General features: G+C 43.0%; 10 protein-coding genes. 2 read left to right on the forward strand and 8 right to left on the reverse strand.

Annotation, left to right across the window (positions count from 1 at the left end; all coding sequences use genetic code 11):
• Positions 1-893, reverse strand: an 893-nt coding sequence (locus NCCP2222_RS08815; protein WP_248511556.1) for a histidine kinase dimerization/phospho-acceptor domain-containing protein, incomplete at its 3' end; no start/stop codon positions are given.
• A 167-nt stretch (positions 894-1,060) separates the two neighbouring features.
• Here NCCP2222_RS08815 and NCCP2222_RS08820 point away from each other — a divergent pair.
• On the forward strand, positions 1,061-2,815 hold the full coding sequence (locus NCCP2222_RS08820; RefSeq protein ID WP_248511558.1) for a B12-binding domain-containing radical SAM protein: 1,755 nt from the start codon (positions 1,061-1,063) through the stop codon (positions 2,813-2,815).
• A gap of 132 nt (positions 2,816-2,947) precedes the next feature.
• Here NCCP2222_RS08820 and NCCP2222_RS08825 read toward each other — a convergent pair whose 3' ends face one another.
• From NCCP2222_RS08825 to NCCP2222_RS08850, 6 genes are all read right to left on the reverse strand, one after another.
• A complete protein-coding gene (locus tag NCCP2222_RS08825; protein WP_282570692.1) occupies positions 2,948-4,297 on the reverse strand; it encodes a TrkH family potassium uptake protein in 1,350 nt (449 codons plus the stop codon).
• 139 nt (positions 4,298-4,436) lie between these two features.
• Positions 4,437-5,186, reverse strand: coding sequence for a TerC family protein (locus NCCP2222_RS08830; protein ID WP_248511562.1), 750 nt, complete (start codon positions 5,184-5,186; stop codon positions 4,437-4,439).
• A gap of 417 nt (positions 5,187-5,603) precedes the next feature.
• Complete coding sequence (locus NCCP2222_RS08835) at positions 5,604-8,687, reverse strand: efflux RND transporter permease subunit (RefSeq protein ID WP_248511564.1); 3,084 nt, start codon at positions 8,685-8,687, stop codon at positions 5,604-5,606.
• A 156-nt stretch (positions 8,688-8,843) separates the two neighbouring features.
• Complete coding sequence (locus tag NCCP2222_RS08840) at positions 8,844-10,418, reverse strand: peptide chain release factor 3 (RefSeq protein WP_248511574.1); 1,575 nt, start codon at positions 10,416-10,418, stop codon at positions 8,844-8,846.
• Between the two features lie 179 nt (positions 10,419-10,597).
• Positions 10,598-12,088, reverse strand: a complete 1,491-nt coding sequence (locus tag NCCP2222_RS08845) for a UDP-N-acetylmuramoyl-L-alanyl-D-glutamate--2,6-diaminopimelate ligase (RefSeq protein WP_248511576.1) — start codon at positions 12,086-12,088, stop codon at positions 10,598-10,600.
• Positions 12,089-12,102: 14 nt separating this feature from the next.
• Positions 12,103-13,149, reverse strand: coding sequence for a M42 family metallopeptidase (locus NCCP2222_RS08850; RefSeq protein ID WP_248511579.1), 1,047 nt, complete (start codon positions 13,147-13,149; stop codon positions 12,103-12,105).
• Between the two features lie 98 nt (positions 13,150-13,247).
• Here NCCP2222_RS08850 and NCCP2222_RS08855 point away from each other — a divergent pair, with 98 nt between their 5' ends.
• Positions 13,248-14,840 carry an ATP-binding protein gene (locus NCCP2222_RS08855; protein ID WP_248511580.1) on the forward strand — a complete coding sequence of 531 codons (1,593 nt, stop codon included), beginning with the start codon at positions 13,248-13,250 and terminating at the stop codon, positions 14,838-14,840.
• A gap of 200 nt (positions 14,841-15,040) precedes the next feature.
• On the opposite strand, the gene NCCP2222_RS08860 is transcribed toward NCCP2222_RS08855, so the two are convergent.
• On the reverse strand, positions 15,041-16,423 hold the full coding sequence (locus NCCP2222_RS08860) for an aldehyde dehydrogenase (RefSeq protein WP_248511581.1): 1,383 nt from the start codon (positions 16,421-16,423) through the stop codon (positions 15,041-15,043).
• Between the last annotated feature and the right edge of the window lie 212 nt (positions 16,424-16,635).

A 16,635-nucleotide genomic window follows, 5' to 3' on the forward strand; every position in this document is an offset into this window, starting at 1 on the left:
TCCATTCTTTTAATTTCATCTTCAATGACAGAAATATACCGCAACGATTCTTCAGTTGCAGTCGCGCTGAGTAGCTGAGTAAAGCCTTTTAAGGTTGTCATGGGATTGCGGATTTCGTGAGCAATGCTTGCCGCTAATTGGCCGACCGCAGATAATGTTCCAGAATGCGCCAGCTTCTCTTCAAGCTCTTCCCTCTCAGTGGAATCCATAATTTGAACAATAAACATATTTGTATCTTTTTCATACGAAATTGTAATATGATAATATCTTGTGTCGCCTGATTCCCGCTCGAACTTCTTGTTCATTTCGGAAAGGCCTGTAGATTTGGCAATGGACAGTTGTTCGGTAATCGTTAACGCTGTCAGATCGGGAAACAGTTTCTCCAGTTCAGTAATATGACGGCCATTAAATATGGCCCTGTCAAGATTGAAAAATTCGTGACTGCGTTCGTTTACGTCACAAATTTTTCCTTTCTCATCAACGAGCATCATAAAGCTATGGGCAAAACGAAAGGCATTGTAGTATGATTTAATGGACATACTGGTTTGTTTTCTTGGCAAATCGAAGATGACACCTATTTTATTTTCGGCATGCAAATAGAATAAGTGCGCTTCCACCCTTAACACATCATTCATTCTTGAAACATTCATCGGCATTCTAGCCATTTGCATATGGCTGGAGTCTAGTGATTGTTCCATAAATGAATGCCAATCCTGGATGGAGGTCGTATCAATGAAGTCCTCTATGGAACGAAATTGTTCACATTCGAAGTAAACCCTGAATGGTTCATTCATTTCAAAGATTGATCCATCCATCTCAAGGATGATGCCTGGTCGACAGCGATCATTCAATATAAAATAAAGATTTTCTAAGTTATTATTTTCGTTTTCCAAGTTGATACCTCCCGTATGCCCTCTACAAACCGTATGAAAAATAATGATAAGTTATTCATGATACACAGTAATAGCCTTATTTCAGATTATTCCATATTATTTTGTTCATTAAAATAGTGCTAAATATGCATATTGATTATTATCAACAAAAATTAAAGGAGAAAACTATGAGTATTGTACTAACCACATTGAATGCGAAATATATCCATACCAACTTGGCTATCAGGTATTTAAAAGCGTATGCCGAACCGGAATACACACCAATTCTAACAGAGTATACCATTAAGGATCCTACAATGAACATTGTATCAGATATTTATCAAAAAAAGCCAAATATCGTTGGATTCAGCTTATATATTTGGAACATTGAAGAATCGATTAAAGTCATCCGGATTCTCAAAACCATCGATCCTTCCATCGTTATTGTAGCAGGCGGCCCAGAAGTTACTTATGATTATGATAAGTGGCTGGAACAAGTACCTGAGATAGATTTGATTGCAATCGGTGAAGGGGAACGCACATTTAAGCAAATATGCGATTGGCAGGCCGGGAAAATTCCAAAGCAGCAAGTACAGGGAATCGCCTATATGGAACACGGAAAATTGAAAGTCAACACACCAGGACCTAAGTTGGATTTACGTGAAATTCCAACACCCTACCGTTTTGAAGAAGATTTGCCCAATTTGCCAAACCGAGTCACCTATATCGAAACAAGCCGCGGCTGCCCTTTTTCGTGTCAATTTTGCCTCTCTTCCATTGAAGTAGGGGTCCGATACTTTAATCGGGAAGCGGTCAAGGAAGATATTCGATTTTTGATGGATCATGGCGCCAGAACAATAAAATTTGTCGACAGGACATTCAACATTAGTAGAAGCTATGCTATGGAAATGTTTCAGTTTCTCATTGATGAACATCGTCCAGGGACTGTATTTCAATTTGAAATAACCGGAGATATCATGCGACCTGAAGTCATTGAGTTTTTAAATGAGAATGCCCCTGTCGGTCTCTTCAGATTTGAGATCGGTGTTCAATCGACAAACGACGCGACAAATGAACTCGTAAAACGACGCCAAAACTTCGAAAAACTAACTCGGACAGTGCGCATGGTGAAAAACGGAGGAAAAATTGCACAGCATTTAGATTTAATTGCGGGGTTGCCGGAAGAAAATTATGATTCATTCAGAAAGACATTTAATGATGTCTTCGCTCTGCGGCCTGAAGAACTTCAATTAGGGTTTCTAAAACTTCTCAGGGGGACAGGTCTTCGGATCCAGGCTGAACAGTATGGGTATACCTATGTGGACACAGCACCGTATGAAATTCTATCCAATAATGTGCTGACATTTGAGGAGATCATCCGAATCAAACAAACGGAGGATGTGTTGGAGAAATATTGGAACGATCAACGGCTTCCCCGGACTGTCGAATATCTTGTTTCTCAAGTCTTCGAGACACCATTTGATTTCTTCCAACAGTTCGGTACTTTCTGGGAAGAGAAAGGCTGGTCGCGAATTGGGCATCAACTACAGGATTTATTTATCCGTTTGGACGATTTTCTTCGTTCGGATGGAAAGGCCGACATGAAAATTGTGGCCAGTTTGATGAAAATGGATTATTTGGCTCATCACAAGTTCCAGCCTCGTAAGATTTGGTGGGAAGATGCCGTTTCCAAAAAAATTCTCTTGGCACTCGAAGAACAGTTGTTAAATAACCTTCCGCTGCTTGGAGAGATGAATGGAAAGGAAACATGGAATTCACGGAGCATCCGAAAGCAAACTTTCATTACTAAAACCTATATTGACCCTAGCACAATAGACTCCGGACATTATGAAGTCCGTGAAGGTTATCTCATTACACTGTTCCATACTGACAAAGAACCGTCATTCCTATACTTGGAAGACGAAGCACTTGCCTACGCCTAAACCTATCAGGTGGAGAAAAAACGATTCGTTTTTTCTCCACCTTTTTGCATGTAAACAGGAAATAAAAAGAGCTGCCTCGGTTAGTCAGCTTCGCTGAGTATCCGGACAGCCCCCATTCAATTGCCACAACTATTATCCAATAATGACTCGTTCCTTCGGATAATGATACGTAGTCTTATTTGTTTTTCCGCCTAATGTATAGAGGAAGGAAATGAGACCAACTCTCCCGATAAACATTAAGATCATGATAATGACTTTACCGATAATCGAAAGATCCGATGTAATGCCGAGTGACATTCCGCAAGTTCCAAATGCGGACGATATCTCAAACAACAATGCCACAACCGGGACGCCTGGCTCCGTTAAGAGCAAAATTAATAATGCCGTCATAACCATCATAGAAGCTAATAAAATGACCGCATAGGAACGAAATACATCAATTAATTTGATTTGCCGCTTAAAGATGTGGATGACATCCTTGCCCCGTGCAAAATTGATGAGGAACAGGATGGCGATCGCGAACGTAGTTGTTCGGATTCCTCCTCCGACAGAGCTGGGTGAGGCACCGATAAACATGAGTGAGCTGATAAAGATATCGGTTGCTTCACTGAATTGGGTAATATCATACGTCGTGAGTCCCGCTGATCGGGATGATACCGAATGGAATAATGCGGTGAAAATCCTTTCGTGCCATGCCATTCCTTTGAAGGAGTGGAATGATTCCAATACAAAGATCATCACTGCACCCCAAATGAGCAGCAAACCGAATGTAACGGTCGTGATTTTCGTAAACAAAGTGAACCGGAAATGAGGCACCTTCCGTGAAAAGAAACTCTTTACCTCTATTAGTACAGGAAATCCGATAGCTCCAGCAATAATTAGGATCATCACGACGGTCTGTACGAAATAGTCATTGAAATAAGGAAGCAATGACGCCTGGGTAATATCAAAACCAGCATTCGTAGTAGCTGATACCGACATGAACATTCCATTTAAAAATGCTGCCGAAGCGGTGTCATAATACTTTAACAAATACAATGACAAGATGATTCCGCCAACTAGTTCAATTAGAAAGATGATGACGACAATCTGCCTGATCAATTGAACAACGCCGGCCAGGGAATATTGGTTATGGTCCACCATGATCAATTGCCGCTCCCGCAAGCCGATCCTCTTCTTAACCATCAGCCAGAAAAATGTACCGATCGACATAATGCCGATTCCGCCAATTTGCAATACGATCATCAGCATGCATAGTCCGAACACTGAGTATGTTGCCCCAATATTAATGGGAGACAAGCCGGTCACACTGACCGCACTGACAGCCGTAAATAAGCTGTCGATGAACGAGACATGGACGCCTGGCTTATAGACTCCAGGCAAATTCAGCAAGATATAAGAAAAAGCAATTGCTAAAAAGTAATAAAAGACTATGACTTGTGCCGGAGTAAACCTATATAAACTTTCACGGGTAAATTTCATTGTCATCGAGTTCCTTTCCACCACTTGAAGAGATCCATCTTCCCATTTTAGTGAATTTCAATCGAAAAATAAAGGAAACATGAAAAAATAAATCCGGCGACCCTAATTAAAGAGTCACCGGATATCCATATTCCTATGCTTATTTGCGTTTTTTTGTTACGGCTGTCAGATAGCCTCCTATAGCAATAGCCGCAAGTACGATCCAGAACGTCGTTTTCCACAAAGGTGAATGTGGGAAGGCTTCATCAATAATTTGAAGTTTGTGGTGCGACAAAGTCAGGACTACCAATTTCACCCCTACCCAACCAACAATAAGGAATGCAGCTGTTTCCAAAGAAGGATACTTCTCTAGAAGAACAACAAATTGTCTCGCCGCAAAACGAATCAAAATCAAACCGACAATACCACCAATCAACATGACAACAAACTGTCCGCCATTAATGCCCCCGATATGGAAATCTCCTAGCTCCGGCAATGTGACGGCCAAAGCAACAGCTGCAAGCATAGAATCCAGCGCGAATGCAATATCGGCTAACTCGACCTTTAAAACCGTCATCCAGAAACCCGATTGCTTTCTCGGTTTATCCACTGCATGTCCTGCATTCTCTTTTCGCTTATCCAAAATATTTTTAATCGAAATGAATAATAAATAAATGGCTCCCAGCGCTTGAATCTGCCAGATATTTACCAAAAAAGTAATCATGAACAAAGCGGTGAAACGGAACACGAACGCTCCAAGCAACCCATAAAATAAGGCTTTCCGCTGCTGCACCTTCGGCAAGTGCTTGACCATAACAGCCATGACCACAGCATTATCTGCCGCCAATAACCCCTCCAACACAATTAGTACGACAAGTACCCATGCATACTCCAACAAAATTGCTTCCAAAAAAGTTCCTCCTCATTTTTCCAATTAAAAAAACCCTCACCTAATAAAGGCAAAGGTCTCGCTAAGTCAGAAATTTGAAGTAAATATCCTGCTATCATAACCGATGGCTGGAGCCATGTACTGACGACTATGAAATAGGTTTCCCTATAGCTACTCCCCTTTGACATCTGTCAAAAGAATATTAAGTTGTCGGGCCATTTAATAGTAGTATATCATATTCGAGTTCAAATTTCATGGTCCATTCCTTTTTTTCTTTTGAAACTTTAAGCTTGCGGAGTTTCTATTCGTTTGCCTTGCCTCTAGTACTATATGTGAGAGTACAAGTAGTATGCCTAATTCATATTTCATCTGCCAAAACAAAGAAAGCGTAAAGTGAGCATATGCTTACTTTACGCCTTTCGCATGTTTTGGTGATGATCAGTCTTTCGCCTGCCGTTTTTTTCCGACAGCCCGTTTTCTCGTTTCCCGATCAATCAAACTATAGATGATCGGAACAATATAGAGCGTTAAGAAAGTTGAGCTGATCAGACCTCCGATGACCGCAATGCCCATCGGCTGATTCATCTCTGTTCCTTCCCCAAGGCCGAGCGCAAGTGGCAATAAACCGAGAATAGTTGTCAATGCTGTCATAAGAATTGGACGAACCCGATCTCTTACCGATGCAATAATTGCATCATATGAGGATAAGCCTGCCTGTTTCCGCTGATTAATGTAATCCACTAGGACAATCCCGTTGTTAACTACGATTCCGACAAGAACTAGAATACCGATGACTGCCGTAACACTGATCGGCGTATTTGTTGCCAGCAATCCAAGCGATACTCCAATTATCATTAATGGAACAGAAAACATGATGACAAATGGATATTTAAAGGATTCAAACTGAGCAGCCATGACAATATAAACTAGAACGACTGCAAGCAGCACAGCCAGCAGCATATCATTGATGGCACTTTCAAAAAGTTCACGGTCGCCGCCATAGGACATTTCCGTTTCCTCCGGTAAATCAATTCGATCCATTACGTCATTTACTTTTTTCGTCATGTCCCCTAATGATTCATTCGAGGCATATTTTATTGTATACGTAACCGAATGGGCTTGATCCACCCGTTGAATGGCAACAGGGCCTTCCTGCACAGAAATCGTAGCTACCGAGCCAAGGTTGATGAATGTTCCTGCCGGTGTACGAAGCTTCAGCTTCTTCAATTTGTCGATGCTGTCCCTGTATTTTTCGTCATACGAGACCATGACTGAAACGACTTCACCACGCTTATCAACGATTTGTGTTGCAAATGAACCGCGTGTAATGGAGTTGACAGTCTGAGCGATTTGATATGGCGCCAAGCCGGCGTCTGCAGCTTTGGCTGGATCCACATCAATATGGATTTCTTCAATCGTGTCCTGCAGCGTATTGGACACTTCCATGACAGATTTCATTTGATCCAGTTCTTCATCAATCTTGCTGACCGCTTCATCCAAACGCTTCTCATTGATATCCTTCAAGGAGAACGTCAGCGTGTTAGGAGACGAGCCTGCTGCAGTCTGCATATTAAAGCCGACTTTCGCCTGATCTCCAACCGCCTTCAACACTTTCGGCTGTACCTCGTCAACAAATTCAAAGACGGAGTGTTCTCTATCAGAAAGAGGAACGAGCTTAACATACACTTCCGCTGTGTTGGATTCTGAGCTTCCTTGCGCCATGCTTTGCTGAGTTCCGCCTACTAAGCTGACATAGACTTCAACTTCATTTTTGTCTTTCAGCTCATTCTCAATCTGCTTAACCACTTTGTTTGTAGCGGATAAGGAAGAGCCATTCGGCAAATCAACAGAAATGCTGAAAAATCCTTCGTCGGTCGGCGGCAAAAATTCAGTTCCCACTTTAAATAAACCAAATCCGCTCGCCACTAATAACAGCAAGGTTAAGGCCAACACAATAAAACGATGCTTCAGTGACCATTTCACAGATCGTTCAAAGGTATTCCACGACTTCGAACGCCTTCTCCGTGCCTCCAAATTCTTCTGCGGCCTCTTCAGCATCCTGCTTGCCATCATCGGTACGACTGTAAGCGCAACAACAAGAGAAGCAAAGAGGCTGAATGAAATGGTCAAAGCGAATTCCGTGAAAATTTGACCAATCAAACCGCTGATGAAAATGACTGGAACAAAGACGGCTAGTGTTGTAAGCGTAGAAGCAGTAATGGCGCCAGCAATTTCCTTAGCCCCTTCCTTAGCGGCTTCTCGGGGTGATTTCCCCATGCCAAGATGCCGTTCAATATTCTCAATAACGACAATCGCATTATCCACAAGCATCCCTATGCCAAGCGCAAGAGCTCCGAGTGTCATAATATTCAACGAAAAATGAGCAAAGAACATAAGAACAAATGTAACAATGACAGAATAAGGTATAGCAATTCCGATGATAATTGGGCTTTTAATCCCCCGGAGGAATAAGAAAAGCACAATCATGGCAAATAGTCCGCCGAGCAGAAGGGACTGCCCGATATTGCCTATTGCGAGTTTTACATAATCACCTTGGTCAAATAAAATATCTGCTGTTACCCCTTTAAATTCTTCTTTCTCCAATTGCTTATCTAATGCCTGTTTGAAAGCGGTAGACACGGTTGCAGTATTGGCTCCGGATTCTTGCAATACCGACATGAGTACCGCCGACTCATCATTTGCCCGTGTTTCAGAAGTCGATTTTGCCTCCATCAAGGCAACATCTTCTGCTACGTCAGCAATGGTCAGCTTCTCACCCGTCAAAGGATTGGCCCCGACTGCCACATTGCGAATATCAGAAATCGTCGTTAGCGTACTTAAAATTCTCGTTGTCAGTTGTTTCCCATCTGGTGTCTCAATCGGTTCTCCCGGCATGGAGACGTTGCCTGCCTGAATCGCTTGAACAATATCGGATTGTACAAGACCGTTCTCTTCAAGCTTCTTTTCATCCAAGATTACTTGGACTTCCTCGACTAGCTCCCCAGAGACTGTGACACTTGCGACCCCTTTCGTCCTCCGCAGCTCGGTTTCCAGCTGCTCGGCAATTTTTCGGATATCTACATTGTCTCCGGAAGCGCGAAGTGACAACTGGATCACTGGAAATTGGGCTGGGTCAAATTTCATGAAGCGGGGTGCGTTTGCCCCTTCCGGCACCGGAACCTGATCGATCCGCTGCATGACATCCAATTGAACCTCGTCGATGACTGTCGACCAATCAAACATGAGCAGAATAAAGTTGGCGCCTTCTTGTGATGACGACTGCATCGACTTTAAGCCAGGCGTAGTCGATAAACTATCTTCCAACGGTTTGGTCAATTTCTCACTCACTTCCGTGGAAGAGGCACCTGGATAACTCGTAACCACAACAGCAACCGGCGGGTTCAATTCCGGTATCAAGGTGACAGGTATTTTAAAGAAAGATACGGCCCCTAATATGATGACAAGAAACATTGTCACCATCGTAAAAACCGGCCGTTTAATGGAGAATTCACTAATTTTCATTTACACGTCTCCTTCACATCTCTGCAGCATTATCTCAATCATATTGAAAGCTTTCTGCAACTTCAATTCGCAGGCTTTCATTTTTAAATTATTTACCGATTTGTCACATATAAAAATGGTCCGGACACATCGTTGCCGGACCATCATTGATTTATTTTACAACAAACTGTATAACCGGATATCCGGATATTTATCGTTGAACCAACGCATAGCAAAATCATTTTCAAACAAGAAGACCAGATTGTCATGACGGTCTTTTACAAGCATTGCACGTTGTCCCGCCATCGTTTCTTTAACATCCGACTCATTTTCGATCCATCGGGCGACTTTCGAGCCGATATGCTCCATTTGCACTTCCACGTTGTATTCATTTTTCATCCGGTGTTCAAAAACCTCAAACTGCAGCTGGCCGACTGCCCCTAACAAGACCTCTTCCGTATGAAGCGTTTTATAATATTGGATGGCGCCTTCTTGAACCAACTGCAAGATCCCCTTATGGAAATGCTTCGATTTCATTACGTTTTTCGCAGTAACACGGACAAAAAGCTCCGGAGTGAACTGCGGCAATGCTTCGTATTGGAACATTTTCTTCCCACCAACGACTGTATCACCGATTTGGTAACTTCCGGTATCATATAATCCGATAATATCGCCAGCGACAGCTTCGTTCACCGTCTCTCGGTCATCGGCAAGAAATTGAGTTGTTTGCGACAGCTTAAATGACTTGGAAATCCTCGGTACGGTAACCGACATTCCCCGTTCAAATGCTCCTGAGACAATCCTCACAAATGCAATTCGATCTCGGTGAGCCGGATTCATATTCGCCTGGATTTTGAAGATAAACCCTGAAAATTCGTCAGCGTATGGATCCACTTTCTCATCATCCTGCGTTTGCCTAGGCTGAGGTGCCGGGGCGAACTGCAAAAAGGTTTCTAAAAAGGTTAGCACGCCAAAATTAGTAAGCGCACTGCCAAAGAATACAGGCGTCAAATTTCCTTTTGCTACCCGTTCTTTATCGAAATCATTGCCTGCTTCATTTAACAGCAGCACATCTTCCAATGCTTGTTTATAATAGGACGTTTCCGTCATCGAATGCTCAACAGCAAGACCTCCGTCCTCACCTAGCGGAAGGAATTTTTGATCATCCTGCGGGCGTGCAAGCTCAATCCGTTGATTATGCCGATCATAGACCCCAAGGAATTCTTTCCCCATGCCAATCGGCCAATTCATTGCATACGATTCAATTCCGAGCACTTCCTCTAGCTCTTCCATTAGCTCGAGAGGCTCTTTCCCCTGGCGATCCATCTTGTTCATGAACGTGAAAATTGGAATGCCCCGCATCCGGCAAACTTTGAACAATTTAATCGTTTGCGGCTCAATTCCTTTCCCTGAGTCCACCATCATAACAGCAGCATCGACAGCCATCAGCGTCCGATAGGTGTCTTCACTGAAATCTTCATGTCCAGGTGTATCTAAAATATTCACCCGTTTTCCGTCATAATCAAACTGCAAGACGGATGATGTAACGGAAATACCACGCTGCTTCTCAATTTCCATCCAGTCAGAAGTGGCGTACTTTCCTGTTTTCTTTCCTTTTACCGTTCCAGCATCACGGATGGCGCCGCCAAAGAACAACAACTTCTCAGTCATTGTCGTTTTCCCTGCATCCGGATGGGAAATAATAGCGAACGTCCGGCGAGATGCAATTTCATCCTTTATCGGTTTTTGCATTTTGTTATCTCCTTATATATAAGCTTTTTTAAGCATAGAGCGATTGATGTCTCTTTTCAACCATTTTTTCTAATCACGGCGCCAGTTATGCCCCTTCGAAATAATAATTGAAGTGCTCTATGATAGAATATGCTAAAAAGAAAAGGGACTGCCCTAACGCGGACAGCCCACTTCATTGGTTATTCGCTCAAAATACCGTGGCCAAACTTTTTTTCCGCTTCCTTCAAAGCGATTTCCGCATCGGAATGTGGAAACTTTTCATTTCCGATAATTTGGAAGTCTTCATGCCCTTTACCTGCAAAGATGATCATATCATCAGCATTCGCAACGGCAATGGCATGGCGCACCGCTTCGACACGGTCAGCGATACAAGCATATTGGCTATGAGCCATGCCTTTTTCCAGTTCGGACAAGATCGATTCATTCGGTTCATACCGAGGATCGTCCGTCGTCAGAATAACATAGTCAGCTACAGATGCCTTCTCTGCCATAACCGGCCGTTTTTTCCTATCCCGATTGCCGCCTGTACCGATAAGAAAGATTAGCTTTGATCCTTCTTTTTTATAAGGCAATACAGATTGGATCGCTTTTTCTATGGCGTCCGGCGAATGCGCATAGTCGACAAACATCGTAATCGGCAAATCGGTTTCAACTTTTTGCATCCGCCCTTTCGCAGGGGAAACAGCAGAAAGATGCACGAGGATTTCTTCCGTCTTCATTCCTTTTGCATATAATGCCGCAATTGCAGCGAGTGCATTATAGACATTGAATTCGCCGATCAATTTCGTGCTAACATCATAGATGCCTTCGGGACAAGTTAGTGTAAACGATGTTCCGCCCGCTTCCATTTGAATATTTGACGCTTTAAACATCGCCTCATTTTGCACACCATATGTCAAGACGGGATAAGGTGTCATCATACTCATCCGTTCGCTCCAAGGATCATCCGCATTAAGGATTGCATATTTGAACTTCTCTAAGTCTTGGCCAAGCTGTGCGAATAAAAGCCCTTTCGCATTTCCGTAATTTTCCATAGAACCATGAAAATCTAGATGATCGTGAGTTAAATTTGTAAAAATCGCGATATCAAATTCTGTACCCGCCAAACGTCCTTCCACTAATCCGTGTGAGGAAACTTCCATAGTCATCACTTCGCATCCTTCTTCAGCAGCTTGAGATATCATCTGCTGCGTCGTAAGGACATCTGTTGTCGTATTTTCCGTTTCATAGTGCACTCCATCTAAGTTAAAGCCGATCGTGCCCGTAACAGCTGTTTTTACACCAGCCTCCCGCAAGATGGAGTGGATCAGATTGCTGACGCTAGTTTTTCCGTTCGTGCCAGTTACACCGATCATTGTCATCCTTTTGGAAGGGAAACCATAAAATCGAGGGGCAAGCAATGCAATTGCCCGCGTGGTATCCTCCACGTACACGACAGCCACTTTATCCGTATCCACATGTACAGGTTCGGAGGCAATGATAACACGTGCCCCTTGTTCGACTGCCTGCTGAGCGTAGTTATGTCCGTTGACCGTGAACCCTTTTATACAGACAAACACTCCTCCTGCACTGACAGCCCGCGAGTTGACTGCAACATCTGTCACTGACTGCGGAAGCTGCCCTTCTATTCTTCCAATCGGCACGATTGATAATAAGTGTTCGGTGTTCATGTTATTTCCTCCATTCAGTCTAGCATGGTTGCATTTACATAAGCGTGCAACAGCTGCGATGTCGCTTTCAACGAGTCGATATGCGTGCGTTCCATCGCATGCGATGATTCAATGCCCGGGCCGAACAGAGCATGTCTTACGTCGAAACCAGCCCGGATCGCAGCTGAAGCATCTGATCCATAGAAAGGATAGATATCCAATTTGAATGGAATGCTTTCCTCTTTACATAAAGAAGTCAGTTGCCGGGTTAGATCATAATGATATGGACCCGTGGAATCTTTTGCACAAATGGAAACCGTGTATTCATCGGACGTCTGCCCGTCACCGATAGCTCCCATATCAACAGCGATATATTCAACTGTCTCAGGCGGAATATTCGAGTTGCCGCCATAGCCAATTTCTTCATTGTTCGAAATGTAAAAATGGGTTGTATGAGGCAGCTCAGTCCCCTGTTCTTTCAAGCTTCGAACAAGCTCCAAGAGCAATGCTGTACTCGCCTTATCATCTAAATGGCGAGACTTGACAAAGCCGCTGTTCGTTACTTCAAAACGCGGCTCAAACGATACAAAATCTCCGACTTCAATGCCGAGAGACCGGGTCTCATCTGCCGTCGCCACTTTCTCATCTATCCGGACTTCGATATTATCCGCACTGCGTTTAGCAGTGCCCGCGTCCTCATACACATGGACCGTCGTCTGATGCATTAATATTGTGCCTGAAATGATTCGTCCACATGAAGTATGTATTTTGCAGTATTCCCCTTCTACTGCATTCCATCTGAAGCCGCCGATCATTGTCAGTTTCAAACGGCCATTCGGTTTAATTTCTTTTACCATAGCACCTAATGTGTCGGTGTGAGCCGTCAACAGACGATGGCGAGACGTATCTTTACCTTCCAATGTCGCAATGACTGCGCCTTTGTTCGTTTTCTTGCAAGGAACTCCCATCTTTTCAAATTCAGAATAGATCAGTTGCATTACTTCATTTGTATATCCGGACGGACTCGGAGTTTCAACTAACCGTTTTAATAGCGCTACAACACTTTTTTCATTAAAATTCATACGGATCACCTTTTGTCATTTTTTTTAAAAAACATACTCCCAATTGATCGAAAATCATGTATGATTATCGGTAATATTATTTCGAGGGGTGCTGAAAAGTGGAAACTGATAAGCTGATCCAATCCCACAATAATTTCATTATACTTTTTTTCGCTTCTGTCGTCATCGTTCAACTCCTCGTGCTGCCATTTGCAGATTATAAATTATACTGGGTATTCGTACTTGCCGGTTTTCTATACACAGCAATTTTGATGCTTTTTTGCAGAATTAACGACGGAAGAAACGCAGCTTCTATACGCTCTCTTATTCTGTTTGGCGCAAATCTGTATGTATTACTTCTCAATTTCCTATATCCCGATATTCCCTTTTTACTTTATTTGCTGTTCCCGATTATTTTTGCGTTTGTATATAATCACAGGAAAACAACTATTATCCTAGTTTCACTAACTGCATGCCAGCTAGCAATCCTATATTTCCTGTTTCGTGATCAGTATACAACGATCGATCACTCACGTCTCGTCGCCCATTATGTTTTCCTACTACTGATGGTGCTTATCCTGACTGTCCTTTTCGTCTTTAGGGTGGGACCAGAATGGAAGAGATTATTTGTTGAAAACAGACGGAAAGAAGAACAGTTAACTTCAAAAGATGGCTATTTGCACTTGTTTTTCGAACATGCCCAAGACGCCATTGCTGTATTCAGTTTAGATTTACACATCATTACGGTTAATCCTGCGTTTGAAACAATGTATGGCTGGAAGAAGGGGGAATGCCAAGGGAAAAAGATTCAGCTTTATCCCGACAGCGAACTGCGCGGCGTCGTACATCGGACCGAACGCGTGAAGCAAGGAGAAAGTTTTCATTTAAGGACAAAGGAAATGCGGAAAGACAAGACATTGTTCGATGCTGAAATGACCATCGCTCCCATTTACAATAAACAGCAAGAAATTATTGCGTTTTCTGTCATTGCCAGAGATATTACGGACAAGATGCAAGCCGAAAAACTAAGAATGGATGCTATCAAATTAAAAGCCATCGGGGAAATGGCTGCTAGCGTTGCCCATGAAATGAGAAACCCAATGACCTCTGTTTCCGGCTTCATACAGATGATGAATGATGATCCAGCGAATCCCTATCGGCATTTCACAGAAATTATGGGCGAGGAAATAAAAAGGATCAACTTGATTACAAGTGAGTTTCTCATCTTCTCCAAGCCTAATATTAAAAAGACTTGCGAATTTGACATTGAACAAGCATTGCTTGAAGTCGTCAATCTCTTTGAAAACCATTTAGAGATGAGAAAGATTGAATGTTCCATCCATCTAGCGGAATATCCAGCTCATATTTTTGGCAATGAAGAAAGTATTAAACAAGTCTTTATCAATATTTTGCGGAATGCCGTAGAAGCACTTTCTGATCGAGGAGTTCTGCAAATTAAGAACCAAATTATAGCTGATCAGCTAAGCATAGAGATATTCGACAACGGATCAGGCATGAATAACGAAGCACTAGAACAACTCTTTGAGCCTTTTTATTCTACGAAAGAGGATAGTTCCGGTCTCGGCATGGTCATCACAAAAAAGATAATATACGATCATAAAGGAAGTATCGAAGTTACTAGCGATCCAGGTACGGGTACCCTTGTATCCTTGACTTTTCCAATCGTCAAAATGAACCCGCTGGTTTGCTAATAAACTTTAAAAAAAGAGAGTACGAGAACGGTCCAGTTCTTCATACTCTCTCTTTTTGTCTAACAAGCATGTTATAAGGACAACTCTTTTGAGTTAACGAGCCGTCGTATTGGGTTTGCCGCCACAAAAAGTACCCGTAATACTCTACTGTCATATAAACTAGGAAGCTTTTATGCTATCACTATTTGCGGATATTCTCTTTACTTTAAAAGCCGCTTCAGCAGAGATAATTTATTACCGTAAGGAGGGAAACCGAAACGGACTGAAATGGCAGTGCTTTTGTGCATCAAGGACTTTGCATGCGTAAATGTATCAAAGCTTGCCTTTCCGTGATAGGCATTCATGCCGGATGGGCCTACTCCACCAAACGGCAGATGCAGATTAGCCACATGGCTGATCGTGTCATTGACACACCCGCCGCCAAACGGCAATTGTTCTGCAAAATAATCCGCCGCTTTCTTATTTTCTGTGAACATATAGGCTGCCAGCGGTTTCTGTAACTGACGAATTCTATGAATGAGGGAACCTAGATGTTGGTAAGGCAAGATCGGTAGAATCGGCCCGAAGATTTCTTCCTCCATAATTGAGTCTTCCCAAGAGACGCCCGCGAGTAACGTCGGTTCCATATACAGCTCTTCCCGAACCACATGTCCCCCGTATACAACATTTGAACGCTGACCTTGCAAAAGTTGTTCAAGCCGGTCAAGGTGATTCTCATGAATGATTCTGCCATAATCCGTACTTTGAGATGCGTCCTTTCCATAAAACCGGAAAATAGCCTTTTTCAGCTCTATTACAAAGGCATCGTGTACGGATTCATGAACGGCAACATAGTCGGGTGCGACACAAGTTTGTCCATTGTTAAGAAATTTCCCCCAAACGATGCGTTCTGCCGCTTTATCCAGCTTTGCAGTCTGGTCAACAATTGCAGGGCTCTTTCCCCCAAGCTCGAGCGCAAATGGCGTAAGCCGCTCAGCAGCGGCCTTCATCACAATCTTTCCGACACGGGCACTTCCCGTGAAAAAGAGGTAATCGAAAGGCCCATGAAGCAGGGCAGATGTTTCACGCACGCCACCTTCCACTACATATATATATTCTGATGGAAAGGTTTCTGCAAGAATTTTTTGGACAACTCTCCCTGTATGCGGTGCATTTTCAGAAGGCTTCACAACGGTGCAGTTCCCTCCTGCTATTGCGCCAATTAAAGGTTCCATGACAAGCTGAAACGGATAATTAAATGGGCCAATGATTAAAACGGAACCATACGGCTCACGAATGACACTACTTTGAGCAGGTTGCAAATGGAGCGGTGTTTTAACAGGTTCCGGCATCATCCAGTCATCCAAGTTTTTCATCATATACGAAATGCTGTCCAAAATAAAACCGATTTCCGTCATATACCCTTCAAAAGGACCTTTACGCAAGTCTTTCCATAAGGCGTCGAGTATTTCACTTTCATTTCGCATAATAGCGCTGCGCAGCCGGTCAAGCATCTCTATACGAAATGATGCCGGTCTCGTCGCACCGGAATAATAAAAACTTCGTTGCTTCTCGATAATCTGTTCGACATGTATGGCTTCCAAAGAGTTCCCTCCTCTTACTCGTTATCGCCATCATAGCCGGAAACTCATTTTCATGCAAAAAATAATAAACCGAAGCAGAATGTCAATATAGCAAAAGGACTGAATTTCACTTCCGCTAATTTCCGACCAATTACGCAGTTTGGCGAAATGACTCGAAACATATACTTGTATTAAGAAAAAAGATCACCACAGATTAAAAAGTCGGCGAATGG

Source organism: Sporosarcina sp. NCCP-2222, assembly GCF_023168145.1.
Taxonomy (GTDB): domain Bacteria; phylum Bacillota; class Bacilli; order Bacillales_A; family Planococcaceae; genus Sporosarcina.